21 protein-coding genes are annotated in these 22,140 nt (G+C 70.5%); 1 reads left to right on the top strand and 20 read right to left on the bottom strand.

Going from position 1 to position 22,140, the window contains the following annotated elements:
- Positions 1-85: 85 nt before the first annotated feature.
- Positions 86-1,579: a malectin domain-containing carbohydrate-binding protein gene (locus tag RT054_RS10835; RefSeq protein WP_313023565.1), complete on the bottom strand. Its 1,494-nt coding sequence runs from the start codon at positions 1,577-1,579 to the stop codon at positions 86-88.
- Here RT054_RS10835 and RT054_RS10830 point away from each other — a divergent pair.
- Positions 1,542-2,045, top strand: coding sequence for a hypothetical protein (locus tag RT054_RS10830; protein WP_313023564.1), 504 nt, complete (start codon positions 1,542-1,544; stop codon positions 2,043-2,045). The genes RT054_RS10835 and RT054_RS10830 overlap by 38 nt on opposite strands.
- Before the next feature lie 232 nt (positions 2,046-2,277).
- Here RT054_RS10830 and atpD read toward each other — a convergent pair whose 3' ends face one another.
- From atpD to rho, 19 genes are all read right to left on the bottom strand, one after another.
- Positions 2,278-3,735 (bottom strand): F0F1 ATP synthase subunit beta, encoded by a 1,458-nt coding sequence (gene atpD / locus RT054_RS10825; RefSeq protein ID WP_313023563.1) that lies wholly within the window; start codon positions 3,733-3,735, stop codon positions 2,278-2,280.
- 24 nt (positions 3,736-3,759) lie between these two features.
- Positions 3,760-4,677: a F0F1 ATP synthase subunit gamma gene (locus tag RT054_RS10820; RefSeq protein WP_312722068.1), complete on the bottom strand. Its 918-nt coding sequence runs from the start codon at positions 4,675-4,677 to the stop codon at positions 3,760-3,762.
- 115 nt (positions 4,678-4,792) lie between these two features.
- Positions 4,793-6,430, bottom strand: a complete 1,638-nt coding sequence (gene atpA, locus RT054_RS10815; protein ID WP_312722065.1) for a F0F1 ATP synthase subunit alpha — start codon at positions 6,428-6,430, stop codon at positions 4,793-4,795.
- Positions 6,431-6,531: 101 nt separating this feature from the next.
- Complete coding sequence (locus RT054_RS10810; RefSeq protein ID WP_312722063.1) at positions 6,532-7,335, bottom strand: F0F1 ATP synthase subunit delta; 804 nt, start codon at positions 7,333-7,335, stop codon at positions 6,532-6,534.
- Positions 7,336-7,343: 8 nt separating this feature from the next.
- Positions 7,344-7,958 (bottom strand): F0F1 ATP synthase subunit B, encoded by a 615-nt coding sequence (locus tag RT054_RS10805; RefSeq protein ID WP_396837277.1) that lies wholly within the window; start codon positions 7,956-7,958, stop codon positions 7,344-7,346.
- An 85-nt stretch (positions 7,959-8,043) separates the two neighbouring features.
- Complete coding sequence (locus RT054_RS10800) at positions 8,044-8,256, bottom strand: ATP synthase F0 subunit C (RefSeq protein ID WP_312722086.1); 213 nt, start codon at positions 8,254-8,256, stop codon at positions 8,044-8,046.
- Positions 8,257-8,339: 83 nt separating this feature from the next.
- Positions 8,340-9,146: a F0F1 ATP synthase subunit A gene (gene atpB / locus RT054_RS10795; protein ID WP_312722061.1), complete on the bottom strand. Its 807-nt coding sequence runs from the start codon at positions 9,144-9,146 to the stop codon at positions 8,340-8,342.
- The gene (locus RT054_RS10790; protein WP_313023561.1) at positions 9,143-9,535 is read right to left on the bottom strand and encodes an AtpZ/AtpI family protein; all 393 of its coding nucleotides are present in this window, start codon (positions 9,533-9,535) and stop codon (positions 9,143-9,145) included. Before RT054_RS10790 ends, atpB begins: the two co-directional genes overlap by 4 nt.
- Entirely contained in the window at positions 9,532-9,996 is a 465-nt protein-coding gene (locus tag RT054_RS10785) for a hypothetical protein (RefSeq protein WP_313023559.1), read from the bottom strand. The genes RT054_RS10790 and RT054_RS10785 overlap by 4 nt, the downstream gene beginning before the upstream one ends.
- A 141-nt stretch (positions 9,997-10,137) precedes the next feature.
- Positions 10,138-11,241, bottom strand: coding sequence for an MraY family glycosyltransferase (locus RT054_RS10780; protein WP_312722053.1), 1,104 nt, complete (start codon positions 11,239-11,241; stop codon positions 10,138-10,140).
- 9 nt (positions 11,242-11,250) lie between these two features.
- A complete protein-coding gene (locus tag RT054_RS10775) occupies positions 11,251-12,315 on the bottom strand; it encodes an L-threonylcarbamoyladenylate synthase (protein WP_313023557.1) in 1,065 nt (354 codons plus the stop codon).
- Positions 12,316-12,325: 10 nt separating this feature from the next.
- Positions 12,326-13,249: a peptide chain release factor N(5)-glutamine methyltransferase gene (gene prmC, locus RT054_RS10770; RefSeq protein ID WP_313023556.1), complete on the bottom strand. Its 924-nt coding sequence runs from the start codon at positions 13,247-13,249 to the stop codon at positions 12,326-12,328.
- A gap of 2 nt (positions 13,250-13,251) precedes the next feature.
- Positions 13,252-14,373: a peptide chain release factor 1 gene (gene prfA, locus RT054_RS10765; protein WP_396837276.1), complete on the bottom strand. Its 1,122-nt coding sequence runs from the start codon at positions 14,371-14,373 to the stop codon at positions 13,252-13,254.
- A 154-nt stretch (positions 14,374-14,527) separates the two neighbouring features.
- Positions 14,528-14,743, bottom strand: a complete 216-nt coding sequence (gene rpmE, locus RT054_RS10760; RefSeq protein ID WP_312722003.1) for a 50S ribosomal protein L31 — start codon at positions 14,741-14,743, stop codon at positions 14,528-14,530.
- A gap of 228 nt (positions 14,744-14,971) precedes the next feature.
- Complete coding sequence (locus RT054_RS10755) at positions 14,972-16,765, bottom strand: polysaccharide deacetylase family protein (RefSeq protein ID WP_313023555.1); 1,794 nt, start codon at positions 16,763-16,765, stop codon at positions 14,972-14,974.
- Positions 16,762-17,607: a hypothetical protein gene (locus RT054_RS10750; RefSeq protein ID WP_313023554.1), complete on the bottom strand. Its 846-nt coding sequence runs from the start codon at positions 17,605-17,607 to the stop codon at positions 16,762-16,764. The genes RT054_RS10755 and RT054_RS10750 overlap by 4 nt, the downstream gene beginning before the upstream one ends.
- Entirely contained in the window at positions 17,604-19,058 is a 1,455-nt protein-coding gene (locus RT054_RS10745; RefSeq protein WP_313023553.1) for a glycosyltransferase, read from the bottom strand. Before RT054_RS10745 ends, RT054_RS10750 begins: the two co-directional genes overlap by 4 nt.
- Positions 19,058-19,414 carry a hypothetical protein gene (locus RT054_RS10740; protein ID WP_313023552.1) on the bottom strand — a complete coding sequence of 119 codons (357 nt, stop codon included), beginning with the start codon at positions 19,412-19,414 and terminating at the stop codon, positions 19,058-19,060. Before RT054_RS10740 ends, RT054_RS10745 begins: the two co-directional genes overlap by 1 nt.
- 403 nt (positions 19,415-19,817) lie before the next feature.
- Complete coding sequence (gene rho / locus RT054_RS10735; protein WP_313023550.1) at positions 19,818-21,899, bottom strand: transcription termination factor Rho; 2,082 nt, start codon at positions 21,897-21,899, stop codon at positions 19,818-19,820.
- Positions 21,900-22,140 lie beyond the last annotated feature (241 nt).

The raw sequence follows: 22,140 nt of genomic DNA, 5'->3' as shown, positions 1-22,140 counted from the left end.
GTGAGCCCGTGGGGGGCGACTCACCATCGGTGGGATGGGACGGGAGGGAGTCGGAGGCGGTCGAGGGACGTGCGCGTCGTGTCGGTCAGCCGCGGGGGCGGCCGTAATCCGGAGGAAGCACCTGGACGCGGTCCCACGGGAAGCCCTTGAGAGCGTCGTACGCCTCACCACCGAGGAGGACGGGCCACGGGTTGACACCGGTCCGCGCCTTCTCGGGCGCGCCCGACTCCGTCGCCACCCCGACTGCGCCGGAACGGTCCGTGACGATGAACCCGTAGCGCTGGGCGGCCTCGGCGACCAACCGCCCGAACGGAGTCAGGTTGTACCGAGTGAGATCCAGCGTCGGGTCCAGGCGCAGGCGCTGACCCTCCATGATCGCGGTCCCCGGAGGCTGCGTGCCGTCCGAGCGGTTCGCCGGCCACGAATGCGTGTCCCAGCGCGACACGTCGATGATCCCGAGGTTCATGGCATGGTTGATCTCGTTTCGCCGGACGTCATCGGCAGTGATCACGCCGCCCGCGATGACCAGCCCGGATGCACTCGCACCGTACGGCGCCGGGTACACGGGGCGAATGGTCTTCGACACGTTGTCCAACCGCCCACCCCAGCAGGCCTCCCAGCGGCCGGTGCCGGCGTTCCGCCGCATCTGCCAGAAGTCCCACACCTGGTCGGCGGCCGGATCGTAGACCGTCATCTGCCCGTCCGAGCCGTTCGCGGCGACCGCGCCTCGCGGCACCGGCACGTCGACGAAGTGCCCCGGACCGTCGTACAGCCCGCTCGGCACGCTGCGCTTGTTCTGACAGTCGTGGAAGCCGACGCGGATGCGTGGAGTCCCCTTCGGGGCGACATTGAACGCGACGTTGAAGCCGTAGGCGTTGGTCGCCGCCACCCCACCCCAGAAGTTCCTCACCTGTCCGGCCAGAGCCGCCGCAAGGCGGTCGCTGTTCGCCGCCAACGGTGCTTTGTCGATCCTCGTCGTGTACGGGTTCCCGGGGGCGAAGGTGATGAGGCGCGGCGCCGGACGAGGCAGCGCGACGGGCACCGTCGACTGCACCTCGATCGCGGAGACGAGCGGAAGGTCGGCCCGCTTGACGTAGTCGAGGTTGAGGAACCCGTCGGTGACCCGGACGTCGAACGTGACGCGGTGTGCGGCTCCCTGCCCGACGGCACGGAAGACGTCCAGATCGCGAACGACCGTCCGCCCCTCCGCCCTCACGTCGAACACCCGCTGGCCCTCCGAGGTGGCCTTGTCGTCGGCGAAGTGCATCGTCACCCGATAGGTGGCCGCCGCCGGGACCGCGACGTCATAGCCCTTCGCGTCCCACGCGTTCGCCTGGTACAGAACGTCGTCCGACGTCCCCGCGAAGTCCTTCCCCTTGAACGTCGTCGAGATCCTCCGGGTGCCCCAGTTGGCCGGGATCGCTCCCCACACCTGTCCTGCCGAATCCTTGACGGGATACGGGTGGGCCGTCACCCGACTCCTGAAGACCGCGGTCTGGGGAGCCGGCTTCGTCGGCAGCGGCTTCTTCGCCACCGGCGTCTTGGCCACCGGCTTCTTCGCCACCGGCTTCTTCGCCACCGGCTTCTTCGCCACCGGTGCGGGCGCGGGCTTCTTGGCCGCTGCCTTCGCCGCAGGCCTCCTGGTGGTCGGCCTCTTCGCCACCGGCTTCAGGGCACGCCTGGTGGTTGCCTTCTTGGCCGACTTCTTGGCCGGCTTCTTGGCCGTGGACTTGGCCGCCCGCTTCCGGACGGACGTGGACGTGCGCTTCTTCGCAGCGGACGCCTTCGAGGTCGGCGCCTTCCTCGCCGCCGACGTCACGACGCCGCCGGTCACGGCGGACGCACTGGAGGTGGCCGGGAGCGGTTGGGCTGCGGCGGACCGTGCGGTGGCCGACGGCGCAGGGGAGATCGTGAGCGCGAGTAGGGGCAGGCTGCTGAGAACGATGGCAGGGCGAAGACGAGGGCGAGACATGGTGCCTTCCATGGCGGGTGAGTCATCCGTGAGACCGAACGCCCTCCCATCGACTCCGCACCGGACCTCCTGAGACCGACCGACGACCGCGGAGAGGGACGACCCGCGTCCTACCGCGACGAATTGTCCGGTTCCGCCGTCCGACACCGCAATCCGACCGGGCTGCCATGCATACCAACCCGGCGTCGATCCAGACATGACGAGAGAGGGGCCCCGCAGCTCGCGCTGCGGGGCCCCTCTCTCACCTTCGGAAGGAGCGACTGTGTCGCCGTCCCTACCTCGGGCTCATCGCCGTCACGTCGACGTCACTTCTCCAGCTCAGCCGCCTGACGCTCGACGTCGTCCAGCCCACCGCACATGAAGAACGCCTGCTCGGGCACGTGGTCGTACTCGCCGTCGCAGATCTTCGTGAAGGCCTCGATGGTGTCCACGAGCGGAACCGTGGAGCCCTCGATACCCGTGAACTGCTTGGCCACGTAGGTGTTCTGCGAGAGGAACCGCTGGATGCGGCGCGCCCGGTTGACGAGGATCTTGTCCTCTTCGGAGAGCTCGTCGATACCGAGGATCGCGATGATGTCCTGGAGCTCCTTGTTGCGCTGGAGGATCCCCTTGACGCGCACCGCGGTGTCGTAGTGCTCCCTGCTGATGTACCGCGGGTCGAGGATGCGGCTCGTCGAGGTGAGCGGGTCCACGGCCGGGTAGATACCGAGCGAGGCGATCTCACGCGAGAGCTCGGTGGTGGCGTCGAGGTGGGCGAACGTCGTCGCCGGCGCCGGGTCGGTGTAGTCGTCGGCGGGCACGTAGATCGCCTGCATCGAGGTGATCGAGTGACCACGCGTCGAGGTGATGCGCTCCTGGAGGACACCCATCTCGTCGGCGAGGGTCGGCTGGTACCCCACGGCTGACGGCATCCGGCCGAGCAGCGTGGAGACCTCGGACCCGGCCTGCGTGAACCGGAAGATGTTGTCGATGAAGAGCAGCACGTCCTGCTTCTGCACGTCGCGGAAGTACTCCGCCATCGTGAGCGCCGAGAGGGCGACGCGAAGACGCGTGCCCGGCGGCTCGTCCATCTGACCGAAGACCAGGGCGGTCTGGCCGAGGACTCCGGCCTCCTCCATCTCGACGATGAGGTCGTTGCCCTCACGGGTGCGCTCACCGACACCGGCGAACACCGACACACCACCGTGGTCGCGCGCGACACGCGCGATCATCTCCTGGATGAGGACGGTCTTGCCGACACCGGCACCACCGAACAGGCCGATCTTTCCACCCTGCACGTACGGGGTGAGCAGGTCGATGACCTTGATGCCCGTCTCGAACATCTGCGTCTTGGACTCGAGCTGGTCGAACGCCGGAGCCGAACGGTGGATGCCCCACCGCTCGTTGATCTCCAGGGTCTCGCCCGTGCCTGCGAGGTCGAGGCAGTCACCGGTGGCGTTGAAGACGTGCCCGAGGGTGACGTCCCCGACGGGGACCGTGATCGGACCGCCGGTGTCGTGCACCTCCTGGCCACGCACGAGACCATCGGTCGGCTGCAGCGAGATCGCGCGGACCAGGTTGTCGCCGATGTGCTGGGCGACCTCGAGGTTGATGCGCTTGGTCTCCCCACCGAGGCTCACCTCGGTGTGGAGGAGGTTGTACTGGTCCGGCATCGCGTCGGCGGGGAACTCGACGTCGACGACGGGGCCGATGATGCGGCTCAGACGACCGACGCCACCCTCGGTCTGCCCGGAGGTCGTGGGCTCGACATACGTAGTAGACATACCGTGCGTACTCCCTGCTCTCTCTTACTTGGAGTCCGCGAGGGCATTGGCGCCGCCCACGATCTCGCTGATCTCTTGGGTGATCTCGGCCTGGCGCGCCTCGTTGGCCAGCCGGGTGTAGGTCTTGATGAGTTCGTCGGCGTTGTCGGTCGCAGACTTCATGGCCCGCTGACGCGCCGCGAGCTCCGAGGCCGCCGCCTGCAGCAGGCAGTTGTAGATCCGGTGGGTCACGTACTGCGGGAGCACGGTGTCGAGCAGTTCCTCGGCGTTCGGCTCGAACTCGTACAGCGGGTGCATCGAGTCAGTGCCGCCGTGGCCGTAGTCGTCCGTGTTCGCCTCGTCCGCGTCGACGACCGCCAGCGGGAGCAGCCGCAACGTCCGGGGCTCCTGGGTGACCATCGACCGGAACCGGGTGTAGACGACGTGGACCTCGTCGACCGAGCCCTCGTCCTCCCCCAGGTAGGTGGCGAGCACGGCGTCGCTGATCGCCTTCGCCGTCTCGAACGTGGGGGCGTCGGTCGACTCCTCCCACGACTCGGCGAAGTCGCGGTTGCGGAAGCTGTAGTAGCGCATGGCCTTGCGGCCGACGAGGAAGGGGACGACCTCCTTGCCCTCGCTGCGCAGGCGCTCGACGACGCGCTCGCTCTCCTTGAGCACGGAGGACGCGTAGGCGCCCGCCAGGCCGCGGTTGCTCGTCATGATGACGACCGCGGCGCGGGTGGGGTTCTCGTTGGCCGTGATGAGGGGGTGATCCATCTCTCCGTAGGACGCCACGGCCGAGAGTGCCCGGGTGAGGGCGGCCGAGTACGGGGTGGTGTCGTCCACCCGCTGCCTCGCCTTGACGACGCGGGAGGCCGCCATGAGCTCCATCGCCCGAGTGATCTTCTTGATCGAGCTGACGGAGCGGATGCGCTGCCGGTAGACCCGGATCTGCGCTCCCATGTTTTTCCGCCCTTCTGTGGTTCGTGTGTGCGCTCGGTGCTGTCGGTGGGGATTCCGTGCGGGCGGCCGAGTCCGGGGTACCGGACCCGGCCCGCCCTACGGAGAGTCTCGGCCGTCAGCGACGGACGATCTGCGCCTGGTCCATGTCCTCGTCGCGAGCGGCCTCGACGGGCTCGTCGTCCCCGACGGCCACGAGGCCCTCGTCCTCGCCCGGCCGGAAGTCGCGCTTGAAGGCCGCCATGGCCTCCTCCATCGCGTTCTTCGTGTCGTCCTCGAGCTTCTTGCTCTCGCGGATGGCCTCGAGGATGCCGGGGTGGTTGCGACGCACGTCGTCGAGGAACTCGTTCTCGAAGCGGCGGACATCGGAGACCTCGACGTCGTCGAGCTGGCCGGTGGTGCCGGCCCACACGGCGACGACCTGCTCCTCGACCGGGAGCGGCGAGGACTGCGGCTGCTTGAGCAGCTCCACCAGACGCGCACCGCGGGCGAGCTGCGCACGGGAGGCGGCGTCGAGGTCGGAGGCGAACATCGCGAAGGCCTCCATGGCGCGGAACTGCGCGAGGTCGAGCTTGAGACGACCCGAGACCTCCTTCATCGCCTTGATCTGGGCCGAACCACCGACACGGGAGACCGAGACACCCACGTCGATCGCCGGGCGGACGTTGGAGTTGAACAGGTCCGCCTGGAGGTAGATCTGACCGTCGGTGATCGAGATGACGTTCGTCGGGATGTACGCCGAGACGTCGCCCGCCTTGGTTTCGATGATCGGCAGGCCCGTCATCGATCCGCGACCCATGTCGTCGGACAGCTTGGCGCAACGCTCGAGCAGGCGGCTGTGCAGGTAGAACACGTCACCGGGGTAGGCCTCGCGACCCGGCGGACGACGCAGCAGCAGCGACACGGCGCGGTAGGCCTCGGCCTGCTTGGACAGGTCGTCGAAGACGATGAGGACGTGCTTGCCCTGGTACATCCAGTGCTGGCCGATGGCCGAACCGGTGTAGGGGGCGAGGTACTTGAAGCCCGCCGCGTCGGAGGCCGGGGCCGCGACGATCGTCGTGTAGTCCATGGCGCCGGCCTCTTCGAGCGTCCCGCGCACCGAGGCGATGGTCGAGCCCTTCTGGCCGATCGCGACGTAGATGCAGCGCACCTGCTTGTCGGGGTCGCCGGACTCCCAGTTGGCCTTCTGGTTGAGGATCGTGTCGACCGCGACGGTGGTCTTGCCGGTCTGGCGGTCGCCGATGATGAGCTGACGCTGGCCACGCCCGATCGGGATCATCGAATCGACGGCCTTGATGCCGGTCTGCAGCGGCTCGTGCACCGACTTGCGGGCCATGACGTTGGGGGCCTGGAGCTCGAGCTCGCGGACGCCCTCGTTGGGGATCTCGCCCATGCCGTCGATCGGCTGGCCGAGGGGGTTGACGACCCGGCCGAGGTAGCCGTCGCCGATGGGCACGGACAGGACCTCACCGGTGCGGCGGACCTCCTGGCCCTCGTCGATACCGGCGAAGTCGCCGAGGACGATGACACCGATCTCGTGGACATCGAGGTTGAGCGCGAGGCCGAGGGTGCCGTCCTCGAACTTCAGCAGTTCGTTCGCCATCGCCGAGGGGAGACCCTCGACGTGCGCGATGCCGTCACCGGCGTCGACGACCCGGCCCACCTCCTCGCGGGTGGCCGAATCGGGCTCGTAGGACTGCACGAAGGAATCCAGTGCGGCCCGGATCTCCTCCGGACGGATCGTAAGCTCCGCCATCGTTTCGTCTCTCTCCTGTCAGCTCCACCGGCGGGGGGGCCGGGTGAGAAGCGGTGTCGTGCATCGGGTGGATCGGCGGTGTCGCCGCCGGAAGGTGTTCGTCAGCCGGCGCCGATGGTGCGACGCACGTCCTCCAGTCGTCGGGCCACGGTGCCGTCGATGACGTCGTCACCGATCTGCACCTTGAGCCCACCGAGGACGGACGGGTCGACCTGGGTGGTGATGAAGACGCTGCGGCCGTAGTCGGACGACAACGCCGCCGCGAGTCGGTCCCGCTGCGCCTGGTCGAGTTCGACGGCGCTCGTGACGATCGCGGTGATCTGCTGGCGACGCCACGCGGCGATCTTGAGCTGTCGCCAGATCGCGGCCGAGTACTTGCGGCCACGGGCGTGCAGGACGGGCCGCTGCGCGAGCCAGACCGTGTCGGGCAGGGCCTTGCCGGCGAGCAGGTCGACGACGAGCTTGGCCCGAAGGGCAGGCTCGACCTCACGACGACCGATGGCGGTGCCGAGCTCGTGGTCGTCGGCGACGAGCCGCTCGAACCGGAACAACTCGTTCTCCACCTGGTCGAGCACGCCGTCCTTCTCAGCCGCGGCCAGCACGGCGTTGATGCCGAGGCGCTCGAAGGCGTCGACCATGTCGCGGTCGTGCGACCACCGACCCGACACGACGGTCAGGATCACCGTGAGCGTCTCGGGCGAGACGCGGGAGGTGAACAGACGCTCGGCGAGGGCCCGCTTGGGCCCCGCGTCGCGGGAGGGGTCAGCGAGAGCGCGCCGCAACTGGGAGTCCGCGTCCACGGCCTCCCCGACGGCGAAGATCTCACCCGCGAGGGTGCGGGCCTCGACACCGGGGAGAACCTTCTCAAGGGTCTCCACGGCCGCCGCCCACGATCCGCGCGACACGCCCTCCATCAGACCTCGCCCCCCTCGGGACGCGCGAGGGACTCCCGCCGCACGTCGCCGGCCTCGAGGTCGGCGAGGAAGCGCTCGACGATGCCCTTCTGCCGCGCCTCGTCGTGGAGGGACTCCCCGACGATGCGGCTCGCGAGGTCGGTCGAGATCCTGCCCACCTCGCCACGGAGCTGGGTGTAGGCGGCCTGACGGTCGGCCTCGATCTGCTTGTGCGCCGTCTCGGTGATACGGGCGGCCTCGGCCTGGGCCTCGCTGCGCATCTCCGCGATGATGCTCGCCCCCTGCTCGCGAGCTTCCTCGCGAATGTGGGCGGCCTCGGTGCGCGCGTCGCCGAGCTGACGCTCGTACTGGTGCTTGAGGTCGTCGGCCTCGGCGAGCGCACGCTCGGCCCGGCCCATGTCGCCCTGGATGGCCTCGCTGCGCTCGGTGTACGCGCGCTCGAGGTTGGGGACGACCTTCTTCCACACGAGGAACAGCAGAACGAGGAAGACGATGGTGCCGAAGACGAGCTCCCCCATGTGGGGAAGGATCGGCGAGCTCATGCCGAAGGCGCCGCCGCCTCCGCCCGCCGCCGGGGCGATCGCCACGACGTGTTGCGTCAGGCTGGTGTGCACGGGGTTCTCCTAGTACCGGGCTTCGGTGTCCCGCCTCGCGTCACGGGAGGCGGCTGTGAGGTGTCGGCGGCCGGAGCCGCCGCGATCATCCGACGATGAAGACGAGGACGAAGCCCAGGATGGCGAGCGCCTCGGCGACGGCGAAGCCCAGGATGGCGAGCGGCTGGAGGATGTTCTTCGCCTCCGGCTGACGGGCCACACCGTTGATGAGGGCCGCGAAGATGAGACCGATGGCGAGGGCCGGGCCGAGGGTCGAGATGCCGTAGCCGACGAGCGACAGGGAGCCGGTCATGGTGATGGGTTCCTTTTCGTAGGACGTACCGGCGGGTTCCCGCCGGAGATCATGGGTGCTATTCGGTTGTGGTCGTGCCGTCGTGAAGATCAGTGTTCGTCGGCCAGGGCCGTGCCGATGTAGGACGCGGTGAGCAGCGTGAAGACGTACGCCTGCAGGAACTGGATCAGCAGCTCGAACAGCGTCATGAGGATGGCCATGAGGAACGAGGCGACACCTGCGAGCTTGACCAGGCCCTCACCGTGGAGGAGGAGGAACTCACCGCCGAGGATGAAGAGCACGAGCACCATGTGACCGGCGAACATATTGCCGAAGAGTCGCAGGGCGAGCGTGAGCGGCCGCGTGATGAAGTACGTGATGAGCTCGAGCAGGAAGATGAAGGGGGCGATCCACTTGGGCAGCCCCGGGGGGACCATGTGCTTGAAGTAGCCCCCGAGGCCGAATCGCTTGAGCCCGACGTAGTGGTAGGCCAGGTACACGACGAGCGTGAGGGCGATCGGGAATCCGATGCGCGCCATCGGCGGGTTCTGGAAGGGCGGGATGACGCCCATGAGGTTGTTCAGGAGGATGAACGTGAACAGCGTGAACAGCAGCGGGATGAACCGCTTGAAGTGCTCGCTGCCGATCATGTCGCGGCCGATGTCGTTGCGGACGAAGTCGTAGATCCGCTCGAGGTAGTACTGCTTGCGCGTGGGGACGGCCTGGGCGTTGCTGCTCATCCAGAGCAAGAGGCCGCCGACGATGATCCCCGCGATGAGGAGCACGGCCATCGGCCGGGTGAAGGTGAGGATCCCGTGGCCGAACAGCGGCTGCCAGAAGTCGTCCGGACTCGGTGGGGTGTAGCTGTCCCCGGCTGCCACCCATGCACCCGACGCCGCCAAGGCGTAGACGTTCACTGGCTCTCCTCATTCGTTGCGTTGGTGGCGTGGTCGACCCGTGCGGGCGTGACCTCCTGTGTGGAGGACTCGCTCGGCGCGCCGTTCGTGCTCGACCCGGCACCGCCACCGTATCGGAGCCAGATCACGTAGAGGGACAACGCCATACCGAGCAGGACTCCGACGGCCACGACACCGGTTGTGCCGAGCCACCGATCCAGACCATATCCGATCCCGCCGAAGCAGAGCGGCCCGGCGAGTAGGTAGGACGTCACACCCACGGCGGGCTCGGTCTCGACACCGCGGCCACGGACTTCGGCCTCGGGAGGCATCCCGGGGCTCTCGGAGGCGGCGCGGCGGTGCGCGGTCGACGAGACGGAGTGGGTGCGGGGGTTGCGCGCCGTGCTCATGCGACATCACCCGGCATCCTCAGCCCCGAGTACGTGGGGACGCGGACCCGCAGGACCACGTAGGCCTGCCCCGCCTGCCACGCCAAAGCGCCGACGAGGCCGCCGAGAGCGAACGGTCGGGTGGCGAGCATCGGCATGTCGCCGACGAGATCGACGAGGGCGAGGAGGCCGAGCACCTGCAGGAAGAAGACGCCGACCGCTCCGGCCACCTGCACGGAGTCCGGGGCCGCGAGGACGAGGCGCAGACAGGCGAAGCCGAGCAGGAAGAACGCGGTGGCCAACCCGAGTCCCCCCAGAGCGCTCCAGCCGGCGAGAGCGCCGGCGAGCGCCCATCCACCGAGCCCGACGACGGGAGCGAGGGCCAGGCACGGCAGGATGCCACCGAGGAGGAGGGGTCGCCACGCGGTCGAGGCGGCGGCACCACGCGCGAGGCGCGGGGGCGTCGTCGTCGAGAGCTTCACGTGGGCCAAGACCTGCCTGTCGATGGGCGGGCGAACGGAGGGGGTGTTCCGACAAGACGGCGGGCCGGGGGCCGCGCACCGTCGGGCGGAGCATCGCAAAGTTATCACATCCGGGTCACCCGTCCGGTTCACCGCCGCACGTCAGCGGCGCCGGTGACGCTTCAACCACTCGGGCAGGCGCGCCGTCAGCACGATGGCCGCGACCACTCCCCCGGCGATGAACGGCAACGGCAGCCACCCGTCGACGAAGGCGAACGACGTCGCTCCGAAGGCCATGATCGCGGCCCACAGGTACAGCAGGAACACGGCGCCCCGGTGGGAGTGACCGAGCTGGAGCATGCGGTGCTGGAGGTGCTGGGCATCGGGATGCCACGGGCGTTGCCCCCTGCGCGTGCGGCGCACGACCGCGAGGGTCATGTCGAGGAGCGGGATCGACATGATCGCGAGCGGCAGCGCGATGGGCAGCACGATCGCGACCGTCGCGTTGCGGCTCACCTCGACGCTCGGGTCGACGTTGCCCATCATCGAGATCGTCGCTGCCGAGAGCAGCAGGCCGAGGAGCAGGGCCCCCGCGTCCCCCATGAACAGCCTCGCGGGGTTGATGTTGTGCGGCAGGAAGCCGAGGCAGCAGCCGAGCAGTGCCGCCGTCACGAAGGTCGCGGTGGAGAACACGTTGGGCGGGTTGTACTGGAACGACAGCTGGTAGGCGTACAGGAAGAAGGCGAACGAGGCGATCGCGACGATGCCGGCCGCGAGCCCGTCGAGGCCGTCGATGAAGTTCACCGCGTTGATCGTGACGATGACGATGACGATCGTCATGGCCATGAGGACCGGTGCCGGCAGCACGGTGACGCCGAACAGCGGCAACGACAGCAGCTGCACCCCGAGCCCTGCCATCGCACCGGCCGCGATGATCTGACCGGCCAACTTGGTGAGCCAGTCGAGTTCGCGCACGTCGTCGATCGCCCCGACCAGTGTGATGAGCACCGCACCCAGGCAGATCCCCAGGATCTCCGGGCTCGCGAAGATCTGCGACAGATGCTGCAACCGCGTCGCGACGAGCACGGAGGCGAGGAATCCGAACAGCATCGCCACGCCCCCGAGTCGTGGCACGGGCACGGAGTGGACGTCGCGGGCCCGGACCGCCGTCATCGCGCCGATGCGCACCGCGACGACCCGCACCAGAGGGGTGAGGCCGAACGTCACCGCGGCCGCGACGACGAAGACGAGCAGGTACTCGCGCATCCGACCCGCTCAGTCCTCACGGGGGGTGGGGACGGCGGCCGAGCCGTGCGGCCACTCCACGTCGGGTCGCTCACGCCTGCGTGCGGAGGCGTGGGAATCCTCGTCGTCCCGCTCGTCCCCGGTCTCCGCGTGCAGAGTCTCCGCGTGCTCGTCGGCGTGGCCGCCGTCCGGCGTGGATGCGGCGGGGACACCCTCGTCGGAGGTCGAGTCCGGGTGGGCACCGAGGCCCTCCGCACTCGCGGCGACGGGGACCTCGCCGTCGACGGAGGACTCGCCGGGAAGGGCGTCGACGACGGAGGGGTGGGAGTCGTCGTCGTCCATCTCGGGTGAGGTGTCGACATCGGACGACCCGTCCTGCTCATACCCGTCCGCGTCGGACCCGTCCGCGTCCGACCCGACCACCTCGGACCCGTCCGCGTGGCGGGGGTCCTCCTCGGACTCCGGCCTGTCGAGGAAGGCGCGGATCTCCGCCTCGGGGATCGCGCCGTGACGGAGCACGATGGGCACGTCGCCGGTGCAGTCGAGGATGGTCGAGGCCTCGCCGTCGCTACTGCGTCCACCGTCGAGGTAGACCGTGACGCTCGGGCCGAGTTGGGTCGCGGCCTCGATCACGGTGCGGGCGGGTGGTTCGCCGTGGCGGTTCGCACTGGTCACGGCCATGGGACCGGTCTCGGCGAGCAGCTGCAGGGCAAGAGGGTGGTCGGGCATGCGGACCGCGACGGTGCCGTTCGTCTCGCCGAGGTCCCACATGAGTGACGCCTGCGCGCGGAGCACGAGGGTCAGCGCGCCGGGCCAGTAGCGGTCGACCAGACGGCGGGCGTACTCCGGCACCGCGGTCGCGAGCCCGTCGACCGTGCGAGGGCTCGGGACGAGCACGGGCGGCGGCATCTCCCGGCCCCGGCCCTTGGCCTCCAGCAGGGCGGCGACGGCGGCCGCGTCGAACGCGTCGGCGCCGATGCCGTAGACGGTGTCGGTGGGGAGGACGACGAGACGCCCCGCCCGGACGGCGTCGGCGGCCGCGCGGAGACCCTCCTCGCGGCCCGATTCCTCGCTGCAGTCGATGACGGGGCTCATGGAGCGCAGTCTAGGAGGCCTCGACGCGCGGACCTGCGCGGCGGGCGGTCACGGCGCGTGGGCGCCCGGTGAGGTCGGTGTGCGCGGCGACATCCGTCCACGCGCCCGTCTGCGCCACCTCGAGGTGCGCGACGAGCGCAGCGGACTGCACGTCGGCGTGCTCGATGACGAGCGAGCCGCCCGGGCGCAGCAGCCTCGCCGCCGCGGCGATCACGGCCCGTGGGATCTCCAGGCCGTCCTCACCCCCGCCGTCCAGTGCGGCCCGCGGGTCGTGACGGGCGACCTCGACGTCGACCGGGACCGCGTCCGGCGGGACGTACGGCGGGTTGCTCACGACGACATCGACGGATCCACGCAGGTCGGCAAGGGTGTCGAGGGGCCCGGTGACGTCGTCGTAGTGGAGCAGCACGCCGAGCCCCGTGGCCTCGATGTTCCGCCGCGCCCACGGCAGTGCGTCCTCGGACACCTCGACGGCGTGCACCTCGGCGCCCGGCACCTCGTCGGCGAGCGCGAGCGCGAGGCATCCGGATCCGGTGCACAGGTCGACGACGAGCGGCCGGGCCGCGCCGGTGCACGCGGTGATCGCGAGATCCGCGACGAGCTCGGTCTCGGGGCGGGGCACGAACACCCCCGGGCCGACGGCGAGGTCGAGCCGTCGGAAGGGCGCCCGGCCGGTGAGGTGCTGGAGGGGTTCGCGGGCGCAGCGTCGGTCGAGCAGAGCGGCGAACCGTGGCGCGAGACCCGGGGGAAGGCCGTGACCGAGGATCGCCCGGCGCTGGAGTTCACCCCCGTCGACCTCGAGGACGAACGCGAGCAGCGTCGAGGCGTCGACCCGGGGCGAGGCAACCCCCGCCTCGGCCAGCCGTGTGCGCGCATGGCGCAGCACCTCGGCGATCGGCGCGGCACCCTGCCCGTCGGGGAGAGCGGCGTTCACGCTCACGACTCGCCGTCGGCGAGGGCGCTCATGCGGGCGGCGTCGTCGGCGTCGACGGCCGAGGTGATGACGGGGTCGAGGTCGCCGTCGAGGACGGCGTCGAGGTTGTACGCCTTGAAGCCGGTGCGGTGGTCGGCGATGCGGTTCTCGGGGAAGTTGTAGGTACGGATGCGTTCGCTGCGGTCGACGGTGCGCACTTGGCTGCGGCGGGCCGCGCTGGCCTCGGCCTCCGCCGCGTCACGTTGGGCCTGCAGGAGCCGGGCGCGCAGGACGCGCAGCGCCGCCTCCTTGTTCTGCAGCTGGCTCTTCTCGTTCTGGCAGGAGACGACGATGCCGGTGGGCAGGTGCGTGAGGCGCACGGCCGAGTCCGTCGTGTTGACGCTCTGACCGCCCGGTCCGGAGCTGCGGTACACGTCGACCCGTAGGTCGGCGGGGGCGATCTCGACCTCCCCCTCGTCCTCGACCTCCGGCAGCACGAGCACGCCCGCGGCCGAGGTGTGGATGCGGCCCTGGCTCTCGGTGACGGGCACGCGCTGCACGCGGTGGACTCCGCCCTCGTACTTGAGCCGCGCCCAGGGCGCCTCCCCCGGACCGGGGGTGCCCTTGGCCTTGATCGCGACCTTGCAGTCCTTGTACCCGCCGAGGTCGGAGTCCGTCGTGTCCATCACCTGCGCCGACCATCCACGACGCTCGGCGTACCGCAGATACATCCGCACGAGGTCACCGGCGAACAACGCGGACTCCTCGCCGCCCTCCCCGGCCTTGACCTCGAGGATCACGTCGCGGTCGTCGTCGGGGTCCCGCGGGACGAGCAGGAGGCGCAGTCTCTCGGCGGACTCGTCGCGAGCGGCCTGCAACGCCGGGATCTCCTCGGCGAACGAGGCGTCGTCGGCGGCGAGCTCCCGCGCCGTGGCGAGGTCCTCCCCCGCCGTGGTGAGCGCGTGCGCGGCGGCGACGATCGGGCCGAGCGCGGCGTAGCGCTTGTTGATGCGGCGCACCTTCGCGGGGTCCGCGAGCACCGCGGCGTCGGCGAGCATCGCCTCGCACTCGGCGTGCTCCGCAAGGGCCGATCGGGCGGAGTCCAGCAGCGCCCCGTCGGCCTCGGACGACGTCACCATCGCCATCCCCTCACCTCCCCCGGCGCGCGGCGCCGGATCTCCATCGTCCCGTCGACCTCGATCGTCCCGTCCACCTCGACCGTCCCGTCAACCCCGACCGGCCCGTGAACGAGGAACGCCGACCTCCGCGCGGGGAGGTCGGCGTTCCGTCAGGGCCGTGTCAGTTGCCGGCCTTCTTGCCGTAGCGCTTCTCGAAGCGGGCGACGCGACCACCGGTGTCGAGGATCTTCTGCTTGCCCGTGTAGAACGGGTGGCACTGGCTGCACACGTCGGCGCTGATCTTGCCGCTGGTGGCGGTGCTGCGCGTGACGAACGTGTTGCCGCAGGTGCACGTCACGGTGGTCTCGACGTAGTCGGGGTGGATGTTGTTCTGCACGGTGATCTCCTGTCGCATTCTCGGTCTCCCGGGTCGCCGGACGCCTCTCCCCGCGGGTCGGGGTGGCCTCCTGACCGCCTGCCGGGCGATCGCGCGTGAACCGGGAGCCAACGATGAATCATGCCACGACGAAGAGGCGTCGGCCCAATCGCGTCGGACCGATCGCGCCGGGTCCTGTCGTCGGCCGGCGCGAGCAGGACTCTCGCGGCCGGGCCGGACGCCCTGAACTCAACGCAGCTTCGTCGCCGGTATGAACGTGTACCCCTGCGCCTCTATTCCGTCGATGATCTCGACGAGTCCCTCGACCGGCAGGAACGCGTGGTAGAAGAAGCTCGCCGTCGACTCACGGACGACGCCCATCGCTCGTGCCGTCTCGACCAGCTCCGCCCCCGAGCGCTGCGCGTGACCGCTGTAGGGCTCCGGGGCCACGCTCCCGAGCGTCTCGGGGAGAACCGTCGACCCGTGCACGTCGGTCACCCGGTAGGGGAAGATCTGCTCGAACAGCTCCCCCTGTTCCGGTCGCCCGGTGAGCACGCCGGCCGTGAACTGCGCGCGTTCGTACCGCGTGTCGTAGACGCGACGAATGCCCTCGTAGGCGTTGGCGCTCGCGGCGTAGTGAGGGGTCTCGAAGATCATCGGCGCGTCGAGACCGGCCTTGCGGAACAGCTGGCGACCACCCGCGACCCGCACGGCCGCCGCGTCCGGGGTGTCGTCGCCGATCGGCATGAGGAGCTGCACCGCGGTGTCCTTCTCACAGGGCACGTAGGTCGACGCGTCCGACCCGTGGATGCACGCGGCGCGGTAGAACTCGAAGTCGTCGGCCGATGCCCCGTCGTAGGGGTTGGGCAGCGAGGCGTACTGGTGGGTCGTGCCGTGCTGGACGAGCACCCCACCTCGGTCCTGGGCGTACTTCAGCGCCTCGACGAGCTCGGGGGTGTCGGAGAGCACGACGTTTCGCGGGATACCCGAGAGGGTCGCGCCGCTGCGGTCCACGAAGTTCGGGATCACCGCGAGCTGGAACGGGACACCCCTCGCCGACAGCACATCGGCGATCTCGCGGATCTTCTTGGGGTCCGTGTTGGGGCTGACGTCCTCGATGCGCACGGCGGCCTGCTTGACGGGCTCGACGTCGGGGCCGAGGGCGTCGTAGAGCAGGTCGGCGTAGGCGAGGCTGCGACCACCCTCGACGGGGTAGCCGAACGGCACCTCGCTGACGAACGTGAGGTTGGCCGACCGCACGGCCCACGGAACGGTGTGCTCACCGTCGGCGTCCACGGAGGCACAGACGTCCTTGCAGACCCCTCGGGCGAGGACCTTCACGGTCGCCGGATCGACGACGTGGGGGACGACGAGGCCGCTCTGTTCCTCGGGGTGGGCCCGCGCCAGGTCGACGCCCTTGTACCGCACGGCCTTGACGACGTCGTCGTCGTCGACCTCGGAGGCGGCCGGGTCCCAGCCGTACCGCGTCACGAAACGGTCGTGGGCGGCCTGCGATCGGCCCTTCTCGGTGACGCCGGCCAGCGTGGGCGCGTTCCCCCCGGCCCACACGACCGGGGTGTCCCCCGTCGTGATGTCCTCGGCGAGACCCCGGGGCATCGCGTGTTCATAGGCCACGCCGACGTAGAGCAGGGCGTCGTAGTCCCGGAGCATCCCCGGCCGGTAACTCGACAGCGGCCGGGTCGTCACCGGCCCGAAGTGGGAGGCGAGTTGGGCCGCGGAGATGGCCGCGCCCTCACTGGAGTCGGCGAAGCTCCCCTGCCCCCCGAACAACACGAGGGTGTGCGTTCCGGTCTTCGGCCCGAACGTGAGGGAGTCCCCGTCACGCTTCGGCCCTGCGACCGGCGCCGGCGTGGGGACTCCCTGCTGCGCCCACGCGTCGACGTCGTTCGCGTACTCCTGGTCGGGCGCGAACTGACTGGCCAGGTAACTCGATCGCTCCGCCTCGAAGATGCCCGCGCCACCACCGACCGTCGCGACGAGCAGCGCGACGGCCGCGACCGACGAGCCCTTGATGCGTTTCATGACTGTCCCCCCGTGGTCGTCGCTCTCGTGATCGGCGCGGTCGCCGTCGGTGCGGGCGTGGTCGTCGCGGGCGCCGTGCCGGTGCCGGTCGCCGGCCCTGCGCCCGCCCCGCGACCCGTCGCCCCCACGACGGCCGGCGGTGCCCACGTGGGCATCGAGGCCGCCGCCTCGGCGCGGACGTCGGCGAAGTCGACGACGGCGTCCTCGGTGTACAGGCCGACCCCGCCGTCGCGGTAGGGGCGTTCGGTGTCGGTGACGGTGCCGAGCGCCCGCCCGTCGACCCGTACCGTCGTCGTGTCCCCCACCGCGACGATCTCGACCTCATGGGTCGACCCCACGGCGTACGTCGGGGTGTCGCCGGAGGCGAGGAACCGTTGCCTGCCCGGATACGCCGGGTCCTGCTTGGACAGCTCCCACCCGTTCGGTTTGAGCGCGAGGGCGTAGAAGTGGTCGGGATCGGTGTAGCGCCAGAGGAACCAGCCGACCTCCCACGGGTTGGGGGTCCCCTCGCGGCGTTGCCGCTCCGTGGTGACCCGACCCGTGAGCCGCACGTCCGCCGGTGCCTCGGGGTGGACCGCCAGCGCGCCGTGGGTGATGTCGTGATCCGCCGCGGCGGTCGGGCCCAGACGGATGTGATCGCCGGTTCCCTTACCGACGTCGGCGGACGCCACGCCGTACCCGGAGTACACGAGCGTCCAGACGCCCCGCTGCCCACCCTCGCTCCACGACTCCGCACCGTCCGAGGGACGAGGGGAGGAGTCTCCGCCGCTCGTCCCACACGCGGCGAGGGGCACCAGCACCGCGGCGAGCACCGGGAGGAGTGGGCGCCGGTTGCGTCTCACGACCGTTCCGTCCGCGCGACGGCGTGGGCCGTGCGGGCACGACCGGCGCGGTCCCCCCGCACCGAGGTCGCGCCGCGTGGACCCACGGGCGCCGGCCGGTCCGGGAGCGCCACCGTGAGGGGGACGTCCGCCCCGGTGAGGACGGGGACGCCGGTGGCGCCGTCGACCGGGGGCAACACGAGTTCGTCGGTCTCGACGGTGCGGGCGGTCTTGGCCCACCCCGTGTGATCGACGACGATCCGGCCCACGGCGCGCCAGCCCGCGACGTACCACATGAGCCCGTAGACCACGTAGAGGTGAGCCAGACCGGCGGCGCGGAGGCGCGACATGCCGTCGGCCCGTTCACGCGACCAGTACACCTGCGAGAACACGAGCGACGGGGTGACGGCGAGCAGATAGGCGATCGGCAGCCAGCGCCCGACGAACGGGGCGCCGTGCCAGGCGGCGATCGTCATCGCGACGAGGCCGAGGAGGAACGACGCCGTGAGCAGGGAGGCGACGAGCAGGAGGAACGGTGCGGTCATGTGGTAGACGAGGTCCCAGCGCGCGGCGCCGCGGACCCCGCGCACGACCTCGGGCAGCACGCGCCACGACTGGACGTGCCCGTGGAACCAGCGGGTGCGCTGACGCACGAGCCGGCCGAACTCGACGACGCCCTGTTGGTGCACGGCGGTCGTCGGGCAGTAGACGTGACGCCAGCCGCGTGCCGTGAGGCGGAGCCCGAGGTCGAGGTCCTCGGTGAGGGAGTCCGACCACGGGTGCGTCCCGAGCGTCCTGAGGGCCGACAGGCGCATGAACTGGCCGTTGCCGCCCAGCCCGACGCTGCCCACGTGGAGGCGTCCCCGCTGGTAGACGTCGGTGAACGTGACGAACTCCATGTCCTGCATCCGTGCCAACCGGCTCACGTGACGGTTGTTGATGCGGACCCCGGTCTGCACGCCCCCGACGTCCGGGTCGGCGAACCAGGGCAGGACCTCCTCCAGCACGCGGTCCTCGAGACGTCCGTCGGCGTCGACCACGCCGATGACGACGTCGTCCAGGCTGAGCCCCGCGACGAGGTCGGAGGAGAGCACCCAGGAGACCGCGGCGTTGAGCGCATCGCCCTTGCCGGTGCGCGCCTCGGGCAGCACGCGCCGGAGCAGACGCACCTTGGGGTGGTGGTAGCCGGCGACGATCGCCGCCGTGTCGTCGCCGGAGCCGTCGTCGATGACGACGACCACGAGGTCCTCGTACGGAAGGGAGAGCAGTCGGTCCAGGCTCGCGGCGATGACGGCGGCCTCGTCGAGGCAGGGGACGAGCAGGATGACCCGCGGTGTGGGGACCGGCCCCGTCGGCGGGGTCACGGCCCGGCGCGACAGCAGGAACATGATGAGCGCGTGCGTGAGCACCGTCGCGACGAACGCGATCGCGGCGCCCTTGAGCACGAGCGAGACGGCGGGCCAGGTGATCATCACGCGCCGCCTCCCTCGGGCCCTCGCGCATCGGAACGTCGTCCGTCCGACGCGGCGGGCGCGTCGAACGCGGACGGTACGCCTGCCCCGACCGTGGTCGCGGGAACCCGGGACGCGGTCGCCGGGCTCCCGAGCGCGACCGGCGACACCGACGGGAGCGGCCCGCGAACGACCCCGTGGACGACCGAGGCGACGACCGCGACGACGTACGCGATGAACAAGAGACCGGCGAGCGCCAACAGGGTGGAGGCGAGGATCACGAGATCCGTCGCCAGTCCTCCCGGCGTGGCCCAGAACATGGGTCTGCTCCCGAACATGCGCGCCTTCTCCTCGGCCGTCTCGGCGCGGTCCTCCAACCGCGCTCCTTCCCCTCCTTGGACGATAGTCCAGAACGACCGACCGACAGGAATCCCACGTCACGCCGTTGAATGCAACCGCGCAGGCCAGAGGGGGCGGGAGACCTCGATTCACTACCAGGAGAACGTATTTCGTCCGGCCTGGGGGGATCGCGTCGGTGGCGGGGCGAGGCACGCCGTCGTCTCACGGAGACCGCCCCGGCGTCCGCGCGGGCCGTCGCCGTCCGGAGCCGGGACGCCCTCCCGCCGTGGCGGCCCTCCCCCACCCGGGATCGCCTCCGCCGGCGGCGAGGAACACGCCTGTACACGACACGGTCCCCGCGCCTCCCCGGGACGGGGGAGGCGCGAGGACCGTGTGGACCGCGGGGCGGTCGGCGGCGGGGCGCCGGGCGGCGCCGCCGGATCACTCGTCGTCGAGCTTGATGTTCGAGGTCTGCTGCACCTGCATGAGGAACTCGCCGTTGCTCTTCGTCTTCTTGAGCCGGTCGATGAGCAGCTCGATGCCCTGCTGCTGGTCGAGCGCGGCGAGCACCCGGCGCAGCTTCCACATGATCTTGAGCTCGTCGGGGCCGAGGAGGATCTCCTCACGCCGCGTGCCCGAGGCGTTGACGTCGACCGCCGGGAAGATCCGGCGGTTGGCGAGCTGCCGGTCGAGCTTGAGCTCCATGTTCCCGGTGCCCTTGAACTCCTCGAAGATGACCTCGTCCATCTTCGAGCCCGTCTCGACGAGCGCGGTCGCGAGGATCGTCAGCGAACCCCCGTGCTCGATGTTGCGGGCTGCACCGAAGAACCGCTTGGGCGGGTACAGGGCGCTGGAGTCGACACCACCGGACATGATGCGTCCGCTCGCGGGGGCCGCGAGGTTGTAGGCACGACCGAGCTTGGTGATCGAGTCGAGGAGCACGACGACGTCGTGACCCATCTCGACGAGGCGCTTGGCGCGCTCGATCGCGAGCTCGGCGACCGTGGTGTGGTCCGAGGCCGGACGGTCGAAGGTCGAGGAGATGACCTCGCCCTTGACGGCCCGCTGCATGTCGGTGACCTCTTCGGGACGCTCGTCGACGAGGACGACCATGAGGTGGCACTCGGGGTTGTTCGTCGTGATGGCGTTGGCGACGGCCTGCATCACCATCGTCTTACCGGCCTTCGCCGGCGCCACGATGAGGCCTCGCTGGCCCTTGCCGATCGGCGCGACGAGGTCGATGATCCGCGTCGTGAAGATGTTCGGCTCGGTCTCGAGACGAAGGCGCTGCTGCGGGTAGAGCGGCGTGAGCTTGCCGAACTCGACGCGCTTCTTCGCCTCCTCCGGCGACATTCCGTTGATCGTGTCGAGACGAACGAGCGCGTTGAACTTCTGACGCGCGGGCAGCTGCTCGCCGTCGCGAAGCGCGCGCACCGCGCCGGTGACCGCGTCACCCTTGCGCAGGCCGTTCTTCTTGACCATGTTCATCGGCACGTACACGTCGTTCGCGCCGGGAAGGTAGCCGCTCGTGCGGACGAACGCGGCGTTGTCGTTGAGCTCGAGCACACCGGCGACCGGGACGAGCACGTCGTCCGCCCCGATCTGGGTGTCGACGTCCTGCACGTCGTCGTAGCCGCCGCCCTGGCCGCGGGTACCGCGACGCTTGCGGTCACGGCTGCGCTGGCGGTTGCGACGACGTCGGCCGCCGCCCTCCTCGTCGCCACGGTCGTCACGCTGGCGGTCGTCGCGCTGACGGTTGCCGCCCCGGTCGCCGTTGTCGCCCCGGTCGTCGCGCTGACGGTCGTCACGCTGGCGATTGCCGCGGTCGGCGCCTGCGCCGCCCTGCTGCTGACGGTCGCCACGATCGCGGTTGTCACCCTGGCGGTTCTCAGCCTGGCGGTTCTCACCCTGGCGGCTGTCACCCTGGGAGCGCTGCTGACGGTCGCCACGGTCGTCACGGCGCTGGTCGCCCTGGCGGGACTCCCGCGAGTCGCGGCCGCGGTCGTCACGGCGCTGGTCGTCCCGGTCGTCGTCCCGCTCGCGGTTGTCGCGCTGGTCGCGCTGCCCGTCCTGGCGGCCCTCGCCACGATCGGCGCGGTTCTGACCCGCCTGGCCCTGGGCACGGTCCGCGGACCCGTCACGCTCCGCTCGCTCGGGAGCGGCCTCGGTGGCCGGGGAGGCATCGGCGCGCTCGGGGGTCGTGACACCCGTGGTGGCGCGACGGCTGCGGCGCGCGGGGCGCTCATCCTGGGGGCCGGCGGAGGCGGCTTCCTCCCGTGGGCGCTCGACGGGAGTCGTCGTCGGCGCGGCGGTCTGCGGGGCGGCGGACCGGGCGGAGCCACGGGAGGCGGTGCCTCCCTGACGCTCGCGGATCACCGTGATGAGATCGCCTTTGCGCATCTTCTCGGTGCCGGTGATGCCGAGACCGGCCGCGACATCCTGGAGTTCGGCGAGACGCATCGCAGTGAGGCCCCGGCGCTTCGCCGGTTCCGGCGTGGCAGTGAGCTCGGTGGTGTCGGTCACGTGGGTCCTTCCCCTCGCGGCCCGTCGGGCGCCCGAGGTAGGGAGAGTCGGTACCTCCTGCCGTCGTGACGCGCGCGACGGCGTTGACGAGGGAGGTGATGAAGCCGCGCGGCGGCGGTGTCCCGTCGAGGTCCCACGAGGGACGGTCGAGGACGGCCGGTCGGCGACTGATACTGCGTCCACGGGAGCGGGGCGACCCGGACCGGGGCCGGTGCGAGAAGAACCGATCGTTCAGGCCGAT

The organism is Mobilicoccus sp. (genome assembly GCF_032060985.1).
Taxonomy (GTDB): domain Bacteria; phylum Actinomycetota; class Actinomycetes; order Actinomycetales; family Dermatophilaceae; genus Mobilicoccus.
Note: the sequence above shows the minus strand (reverse complement) of the source record. Positions and strands in the feature narration are given on the sequence as shown.

Coding starts and splice junctions, on each gene's coding strand:
- RT054_RS10755 (WP_313023555.1), bottom strand. CDS start 16,765: ATGAAACGCATCAAGGGCTCGTCGGTCGCGGCCGTCGCGCTGCTCGTC.
- atpA (WP_312722065.1), bottom strand. CDS start 6,430: ATGGCGGAGCTTACGATCCGTCCGGAGGAGATCCGGGCCGCACTGGAT.
- prfA (WP_396837276.1), bottom strand. CDS start 14,373: ATGGCGATGGTGACGTCGTCCGAGGCCGACGGGGCGCTGCTGGACTCC.
- RT054_RS10775 (WP_313023557.1), bottom strand. CDS start 12,315: ATGAGCCCCGTCATCGACTGCAGCGAGGAATCGGGCCGCGAGGAGGGT.
- RT054_RS10745 (WP_313023553.1), bottom strand. CDS start 19,058: ATGATCACCTGGCCCGCCGTCTCGCTCGTGCTCAAGGGCGCCGCGATC.
- RT054_RS10790 (WP_313023561.1), bottom strand. CDS start 9,535: ATGAGCACGGCGCGCAACCCCCGCACCCACTCCGTCTCGTCGACCGCG.
- RT054_RS10780 (WP_312722053.1), bottom strand. CDS start 11,241: ATGCGCGAGTACCTGCTCGTCTTCGTCGTCGCGGCCGCGGTGACGTTC.
- atpD (WP_313023563.1), bottom strand. CDS start 3,735: ATGTCTACTACGTATGTCGAGCCCACGACCTCCGGGCAGACCGAGGGT.
- RT054_RS10820 (WP_312722068.1), bottom strand. CDS start 4,677: ATGGGAGCGCAGATCCGGGTCTACCGGCAGCGCATCCGCTCCGTCAGC.